Source organism: Streptomyces sp. NPDC012794 (genome assembly GCF_042901085.1).
Lineage (GTDB): Bacteria > Actinomycetota > Actinomycetes > Streptomycetales > Streptomycetaceae > Streptomyces.
In genome coordinates, this window is the sequence record NZ_JBIBCI010000045.1 from 1 (window position 1) to 8,245 (window position 8,245).

The 8,245-nt window shown below is 70.2% G+C and carries 6 protein-coding genes; 5 read left to right on the forward strand and 1 reads right to left on the reverse strand.

Annotation, left to right across the window (positions count from 1 at the left end; genetic code table 11):
• Window positions 1-1,261 precede the first annotated feature (1,261 nt).
• On the reverse strand, window positions 1,262-2,158 hold the full coding sequence (locus ACFY7H_RS33835; RefSeq protein WP_388946507.1) for a hypothetical protein: 897 nt from the start codon (window positions 2,156-2,158) through the stop codon (window positions 1,262-1,264).
• Between the two features lie 211 nt (window positions 2,159-2,369).
• Between ACFY7H_RS33835 and ACFY7H_RS33840 the strand changes: the two genes are divergently transcribed.
• The 5 genes from ACFY7H_RS33840 to ACFY7H_RS33860 all read left to right on the forward strand — a co-directional run bounded on the left by ACFY7H_RS33840 (window position 2,370) and on the right by ACFY7H_RS33860 (window position 7,959).
• The gene (locus ACFY7H_RS33840; RefSeq protein WP_388946510.1) at window positions 2,370-3,788 is read left to right on the forward strand and encodes a DNA-binding protein; all 1,419 of its coding nucleotides are present in this window, start codon (window positions 2,370-2,372) and stop codon (window positions 3,786-3,788) included.
• A gap of 320 nt (window positions 3,789-4,108) precedes the next feature.
• Window positions 4,109-4,738, forward strand: coding sequence for a TnsA-like heteromeric transposase endonuclease subunit (locus tag ACFY7H_RS33845; protein ID WP_388946513.1), 630 nt, complete (start codon window positions 4,109-4,111; stop codon window positions 4,736-4,738).
• A gap of 229 nt (window positions 4,739-4,967) precedes the next feature.
• Window positions 4,968-6,224, forward strand: coding sequence for a hypothetical protein (locus ACFY7H_RS33850; protein ID WP_388946516.1), 1,257 nt, complete (start codon window positions 4,968-4,970; stop codon window positions 6,222-6,224).
• Entirely contained in the window at window positions 6,146-6,913 is a 768-nt protein-coding gene (locus tag ACFY7H_RS33855; RefSeq protein WP_388946519.1) for a Mu transposase C-terminal domain-containing protein, read from the forward strand. Before ACFY7H_RS33850 ends, ACFY7H_RS33855 begins: the two co-directional genes overlap by 79 nt.
• On the forward strand, window positions 6,907-7,959 hold the full coding sequence (locus ACFY7H_RS33860) for a TniB family NTP-binding protein (protein WP_388946522.1): 1,053 nt from the start codon (window positions 6,907-6,909) through the stop codon (window positions 7,957-7,959). The genes ACFY7H_RS33855 and ACFY7H_RS33860 overlap by 7 nt, the downstream gene beginning before the upstream one ends.
• Window positions 7,960-8,245: the final 286 nt, after the last annotated feature.

Here is an 8,245-nt window from a genome sequence, read left to right on the forward strand (position 1 = left end):
GACGGGGCTGGGCTTCGCCCAGCCAGAGCCGGCCCTGCGGGCCGGGGTCCTGCGCTTCGCTCCGGACCTACGTTCGGCTTGCGCTTCGCTCCAGCCGAAGGCCTGCTCCGCAGGCCTGGGTGACCCCGTTTCACGGGGTCCGGCCCTGCGGCCCGTTGGGCGGGTCCGCTCCGCTCCCCCACCCGGGGGTCTTTCCGGCTCCGCCTCCAGACCCGCCCGCTCTGCGGGCAGCTGGCTGCGGTGAGGGCGGGGTGGGCTGGCAAGCCACCCAGAGGCCCTGACACCCCGGACGCCGGTTAGGCCGTAACCACCCCCGCGCAGACCGGGAGGACTGCCGTTGAGTCTGTGGGGCGCTTCGCGCCCCTGCCCGGGCTTTCCGGCTGCGCCTCCAAGCCTTCGCCCCGCTGCCGCGGGGCAGGCCGGCTAAGGAGACCAGGTGGTGGGTGTCAGAGGTGGTAGGTCTCGTCATAGAGACGCCAATGCCACCAACCTCCCCTACGGTTCGGCTGCCGGTAAGCAAACGGGTCGGGGAGCGTCCTGCGCCACAACTCCTCATCCAGTTGCGCCAACAGCCCCTCCAACTCCCGGCGCGCACGCGAAGGAAGCCTGTACACAACCGCCTCAAGGAGATCCCGGGCCACCGCGACGTTCTCCCCAAGCTCCTGCTCGATGGAACCGGAGATCGACAGGCGCAAGTACAGGTACCTGCCCGGAAGAGTGAGGAAGTAACGATAGGCATCGAGAGCATGCAGGGCTGCCCCAGGCCACAATCCGCCGAAGGGACGCCGAAACTCCTCGCGACGAATCGCGGAGACAAGCCGGGGAGAAGGACGCCAACGCTTGGGCAACCCCCAAGAGCCGGTGTCCGCGTACAGCTGTCGCGGTACCACTCGTTGCGCACGCAGCGCACCAGGCCGTTTACGCGGCATGAGCCTTTCGAAACACAGTCACACACTGATCATGACACCAACACGACACAACGTCCAGAGTCCCCAGACAGCCCCCGCCACCTTGCATCACGCACACTGCTTCAAAACCGTACGCGGCTGCAGTCTGCAAAAGACGGCTGGGTACCCCCAGACTCCCCACCCAGCGTCTGACTGTCGAGGATCAGTGAAACTGCGCAGTACTCAACCAATCTGCACAGCCCGACCCGAAGCTAGGAACTCCGCAGGTCAGACGAACGGCAGCGTCGCTTCCTGCGCAGATTCAATGAGCCAGCCAGCCGTCAACCCGCTCAGCCAAACTGCACAACCCCAGGTCAGAAGCGTGACGACTGCTCAGTTCCACTGACCGGCGACACTTCGTCAGCGAAGTCGTAGGGCTGGATGGCCCATCGCAGCACCATCTCTCCCGCCTCATCGGCTTCGAGCGTGACCGGATACACCTGGCCGGCGGCCCGCTCACCGCGATGCCTCATCGAGTGGTCACCCTGGTCCCATTCGATGCCCAGCACCGGGCAGCCACCGACATCGACCGCACCCGCACGGAGCGGATGGTGCCACCCGGCCCGCTGGAAGCGGTGGACATCGGTGTGCTCGTCGACCGAAACCATGAGGCCCTTGCCGTGGAGGCGGTCGCGCCAGGCTTCGAGTTCGGCCGCACGGGCAACCGCCACCGCCACCGGGAGATCCAGCCACCCGTGAGGGCCGTCGACGCCGTGCTGGACGATCCGCTCACCGCCGAACTGCGCATGAGCGTCGTCCGCGTACAAGCCCCAGTAGAAGACATCGGCGAGCCCGTCGACCGGCTCGTCGTCCCATCCCCTCCACACATCCAGGCCCACGGCATCACCGACAACCATGCCGCACCGATCAACGGGCAGGTCCCCGAGCCAGACCGGTACCGCCCGGTCCGCGGTCTCGGGCCACGGAAGCCCGAGACCGATCTCCAGAGTCGCGATCGCCGGCTCACGGTCGAACGGAGACGGCGAGGTACTCGCCCGCACCATCAAAGCCCGGTCAGTGGCCGCCGGAACCGCGACCGCCTCGCACAACCCTTCACGAAGATGGCCCCCTCCCTTCGCCGTGGCCGCCCTGGCGCGCTCGGACAACGGCTGGCCCAGCTCCCGCCACTGATCGATCCAACCGGCCATACCAAGCACCAGCGCACCCGACGGCGCATTGACAGTTCCCAGGTCGACGAAGAACTCAGACATGCGCCGATTGTGCCTCCCCCGTACGACAACCGGCTGCGGCCCCAACGCCGTCTCAAGGAAGGGAGTCCATCAAGGCCAGCCCGCTTTCAGCCACCGCTTCGCCGCGATACGACACCGGGCCCAGCACCGATCGCCAAAGCTGCTCAGAGCCCGGCTACGGTAGGCAAACGCGCCAGGTGTGCCCACGGAGCCTCATGGGCAACCAACGTGCATGACCACGCAGCCCGCCATCCGCAAGGCCGGTCAACCGGCAACGGTCTTCCGCGTGGCTCCCCTGAACAGAGAGACGACCTGGTCACTGATGTGCCGGATTGCCGCGCGCTACGGCCAGGAACCCGGCTGGCTGTTGGGAAACTGGCAGTGGACGAACTATCAGCCCCGGCACCCAGGCGGGACTCCACGCGCGGATGCAGAAGTGCTGCTCGATCGGGATGGCCGAGCCCTGCTGGCAGGACTGTGCCGGGTTGACGAGGAGATCCTCGAACAGGCTCTGCCGTCGTGGCGGCCCGTCGAAGAGCAGCTCACCGAGCAGCAGCGGCCAGGGACCGCGGGAGGCCTGTGGCGGGTCGGCGGCACGGTGGTCGAACCGACGGCGTTCGGCTGCCGGCTCTGTGTGGCGCGGCGCAGCGGGCAGGCAGTGCGCGCGGTCCGCTACGCCAAGCGTTGGCAGCGGGTGTGCGAGCGGCATCACCGGTGGCAGCTGGATGCGGACGTCGATCACGGGCTGGAGAACCTCGACCTCCGTGAGAGCCCGGAAGTGGCCCAGGCGCAGCGGCAGTGGACGGGTGTGGAACGGCGGGCGCGGCGGGTCGGGGTGGAGCCGGCCGAGGTGTTCGGTCTCGCTCGGGCGGTGGTGTGCCGGTGGTGGGAACAGGCCCTGGGCTGGGGTGAAGAGCGGATCTGGCCGGCCCGGCTGCACCGGCTCGCGGGTGGGGACGCAGCGGGCAGGTTTTGGTGGTGGCACGCGGTGGCCCGGGACGCGGTGGTCTTCCCCGAGGTCGTTGCTGTGGCCGATGCGCTGCTGGACCCTGCCATGGAGGAGCTGGCATGGGCTGACAGCGGACGGGAACAGATCCGGCCCCGGTCTACGGACGGTGCGTTCTGCCGGGAGCTGGGCGAGCGGGTAGGGCGCCCATGGCTGGGACCGCTGGTGGCGGTCGACTACGACGGGCCGCTGGTCGCAGGGTGGCTGGGGACAGTGATCCGGCGGCGCCGCGGCGTCGGGGACCCTGACGGCCGGGGCCAGGACCCGTGGTGGGTGAGTCGGGAGCGTCAGCCCGTGTCCACGGGCGTGCAGCTGCGCCTTCTGGCTGAGCGGGAGAACGGCACCATCAGCTGGCGCAAGGCGGTCCCGGACTCAGACCGGGCTCTTCTGGAGCGTCTGCTGGACGAAGCAGTTCAGATGCTGGGCGATGTCCATGTCCACTCCGGGCGTCCCGTCGCCGAGGCCAGCCAGAACATGCTCCGCCTCCTCGTCAGGGGCAGCGAGATCCTGGACCGTGCGCTGCTGGAGGCTGCGCACGGGGCACTTCAGGCGGGCGTGCCGCCCCAGTTCGTCGGCGAGTGGGGCAAGATCCCCGCTGATCTCGTAGAGGAGATCGCCCGGCGCGGGCCGGCGGCGGACGACTGATCAGGCTCCCGCATCAGCGCCGCGGTCGGGGGCTGTGCCGGCTCGGATCGGCTGGTCTGTAGCAGACGGGTCCTGGCGGTGTCCCGTGCTTAGGGCGTGGTCCGTTCGATCGCGTGACGCTCCTTCGCAACCGGTGCATGTGCGCATGAGTCACCTACTTGGCTAGCGTCCAGGAGCACTCACGTGCAGGGAGAAGCCCGGGCCCGGGGCGTCTGCGAGGCGGTGTTCAAGGACGCGTCCGGGAGTGTTCGGCAGCTTCCGTGGGACAAGGCCGCCTCGTCCGTGCGGTTCGAGGAGCTGCCGCCCGTCGCGGCTTCCCCGTGGTCCGGGGGAAGCGGTGGGCGCCCGGCTGGTGGTGGTCGGCGACCACCGGCCGGCATGTGGTGCACGGGTCGGCGGCCATGCGTTCCCAGCTGATGCTGCTCGACCGCGATCCCGACGTCGTCGGCCTGGCCGGGCGGCCGCTGCGAGTGGTGTGGCGCGACGGGCAGGGCCGGGTGCGGTCCTGGGTGCCGCAGATCTTCGCCCGGTACACCGACGGAACAGCCCTGCTGGCCGACTGCCCCTCCGTCTCCGGCGGTGGCGGGGAACGTGCGCGCCTGGCCGCCCAGTACCTGGGTGGTGCGTGCGCGGAGGTGGGGTGGTTCTACTGGCGGCTGGAGCCGATCGATGCGGTACTGGCGGCCAATGTGCGGTGGTTGGCCGGCTACCGGCACCCCCGCAACGCCGGGGGCCCGGGACGGATGGCGGCGGTGCTGGAAGCGTTCCGGGATCCACGGCCGCTGATCGAGGGCGTCCGGGCTGTAGGGGATCCCATGGCCGTGTGGCCGGCCGTGTTCCACGCACTGTGGTCCGGCCGCCTGAGCGTGCCTCTGTCCCGACCCCTGCACGAACGGGTCATCGCCAGGCCGGGCACGCCCGCCGGTGTCGCGGGCGGGGAGGCGCGATGAGCAGGAGTGCTGCAAGGCGGTCGGTCATCGCGGTGGGCGGGCACGTGGTCTTCGAGGGCCGCACCTGGCAGGTGGTGGCCATGGACGGCTACGTCGTTCGGCTGGCCGCCGAGGACGGGACCGTCACCTCGGTCCTGGCCGGCTATCTGTGCGCGGCTGCCGACTTCGCCGTATCGGGGCCCGGCCAGCGGTCGGGGTGCCGCAGTGGGGGCTGTTCGAGACGGTTCCGGTGCGCGAGCAGGAACGCGCGCTGGCCTGGCAGCGGCATCTGCAGGAGATCGAGTGCGGCCTGCCCGGCGGCCCGGGCAGCCCGGGAGTGCCGCGGCCCGCGTACGCGCTGGAGCGGCCGATGGGTGAGCGGGTGGAGGCCAAAGCCGCCGAGCTGGCGGCACTGGGCTGGACGGCGGTGAGTCCGCCGACGATCCGCAGGATGCGGACCCGCTACCGCCGCCAGGGACTGTGGGGGCTGGTCGACCACCGCACCACCAAACCCTCCAGCCGCACAGGGCGCGCCGACGAGCAGGTCGTCGTGGCAGTGCTGGAAGCACTGCGGCGCCAGCGCGGGCGATCCAAGGGCACACTCGCCGGGCTGCGGGAACTCACCCGGCAGGTCCTCGCCGAGACCCATGGCCCCGAGGCCGCAGGATTGCTGCCGCCGGTGTCCACGTTCAACCGGCTCGTGCGCGCGCTGGCCGACCCGAGAGAGTTGCCGGGCCGCCCGGCACGGACCGCCTCGAGCCCGGCGCCGCCCTTCACCCCGGCCATGGCGCTGCGGCCCGGGGAGCAGGTCATGCTGGATACGACACGCCTGGACATCATGGCCGTCTCCGACCACGGCGTTGCGGGCCGTCCCGAGCTGACCATCGCGCTGGATGTCGCCACCCGCAGCATCCTTGCCGCGGTACTGCGACCGGGCGGGACCAAAGCCGTCGATGCCGCGCTGCTCCTCGCCGAGATGGCTGTCCCGCACCCGGTCCGCCCCCACTGGCCCGCCTGCCTGCACCTCGCGCACGCGAGCATCCCCTACGAGCGGCTCCTGGACATCGACGCGCGGCTGGAGCACGCGGCGGCCCGGCCGGTCATCGTCCCCGAGACCGTGATCATCGACCGCGGGAACATCTACCTCTCGGCAGCCTTCCGCGCCGCCTGCGAAACCCTCGGGGTCAGCCTTCAGCCCGCGCCTCCGCGCCAGCCCGCGGCGAAGGGGCCCGTGGAGCGGACCTTCGCCTCGATCAACACACTGTTTTGTCAGTACGTCGCCGGCTATACCGGCTCCAACGTCGTCCAGCGCGGCTGCGACGCCGAGAAGGAAGCCTGCTGGAGCGTGGCGCAGCCTAGGACCTCCTCGATGAGTGGATCACAGCCGGCTGGCAGCCCCGGCCCCACGAAGGCCTGCGGCACCCCACCATGGCCAAGGCCGCCTTGTCGCCGAACGAGATGTGGGCCGCGCTCATCGCCGCCCACGGCTACATGCCGGTGCCGCTGACCGCACGCGACTACATCGAGCTGCTCCCCGCCCGCTGGCACAAGATCACCGACCGCGGGATCCGCATCAACCACCGCACCTACGACGATGCCATCCTTAACCCACTCCGCGGACAGCCCTCCGACATCCACGTCCGCAGCGGCAGATGGGAAGTCCACCACAACCCCCACGACGCACGGCAAGTCTGGATCCGCCTGCCCAACGGACACCTGGCCGAGATCGGCTGGATCCACCGCGACCACGTCCACCAGCCCTTCAACGACCACCTCTGGCAGCACCTCAAGAGCGAAGTCGAGCACCGTGGTGGCGCCGAGCAATACGAAAGCGATCTCGCCGACGCACTCCAGGCGATCCTCACGCGCGCCCGTACCGGGACAGACGCCCGCCCATCCGCCGGTGAGGCGGCAGGGACAAAGCGCGTACGGGCCGCCCTCCCGGCGTGGCCCGACACACTGGCAATCGCAGACGGTGGCGGTGGCGGTGGCGCAGCTCAGGCTCTCCGGGAGACGTCCGGAACCAGCGTGCGCCTGCCGGGCCAGCCCACCGGAGACGTCCCCGGCCGGGGCGACGTGGAGAGCCTGGACGACCTCGAGGACATCGACGAAGACGACGACCAGGATTGGGCCGCGGCAGCGGAGGCCGGCGGGTTCGGCCTCTACGACGCCCGGCGGGAGGCTGAGCAGTGGTGACACACGAGCCGGAACCGAGTACGGGCGACGCCTTGCCGCCGACGACGTGGCAGGGCTGGCAGCAGTTCGTCGACACCCCTCCCCCGGCGCCGCCGGACCCGGGCGCACTGCGGCGCAGCGTCGAGGAGCGGCTCGCCTACCACTCCGACTTCGTCACCGTCCGCACCCCGGCCATCGACACCATCTCAACCACCGTGCGCACCCTCATGGTCCTGGGCCGCCACCAACGGGCCACCGCCCGCCCCAGCCTGATCGTCACCGGGCCCCCGACCACCGGGAAGACCACCGCGCTCCTGCAAGTCGGCCGGACCTGCCACCATGCCGAAACCGCACGCACCGGCATCCATGACCAGATGCCCGTCGCGTACATCCTCGTCCCGCCCGGAGCCAGCGCGAAAACCCTGGCCGCGGAGTTCGCCCGCTTCCTCGGCATCCCCCTCACCCACCGTATGACCCAAGCCCAGATCATGACGTCGGTCTGCGACACCTACACCCGGGCGGGCGTCCGGCTGGTGATGATCGACGAGATCCACCGGCTCAACCCTCGCACCAGCACCGGCGCCGAAGCCACCGACCTGTTGAAAGACCTCACCGAACGCATCGGCGCGACGTTCGTCTACGCCGGCATCGACGTCACCACCACGCCTCTCTTCACCGGTACCCGCGGCGCGCAGCTCGCCGGCCGCGCCACCCTCATCGACTGCGACACCATCCCCGCCCGCCGGGGAACCAGCCAGCCCTTCCGCGACCTCATCGCCGCCATGGAAGCCTGCCTCGATCTCCACCGGCACCGGCCTGGCACCCTGCCCCGCCTCGCCCTCTACCTCCATGCCCGCACCGGCGGACGCATCGGCAGCCTCGCCCGCCTCCTACGCCAAGCCGCCATCACCGCCATCCTCGACAACACCGAACGCATCACCAAAGCCAGCCTGGAAGCCATCACCCTCGACCACCTCGCCGAAAACAACCACCGCCCCCGACACCAGGCCAACCCGCGCCGAAACGGCCACAGCAACGGCCCACCCGCCAGACCGGAGCCACCGTGACCACTCCGGCGACGCCCTCCACCAACGTGCCGCAGCCCAACGCGCCCGAAGCGCTACGCGTCAGGCCCATGCCACACCTCCTGGGCCCTCACCGCCCGCGACGCGGTCGCCTACCCCGAAACCGTCACCCTCGCCCGACACCCACCCGCACACCCCACCCCCAGACCGAACGCAGCTTCCTCAACCAAACCGGTTCTGGTCCACTTCTTGTGGTGCGACCACGCTGGGTGATCGATCGGGTGTTTCAGGGGGCATTGGCCTTGAGTCAGAACGGCGGGTCGTCGCT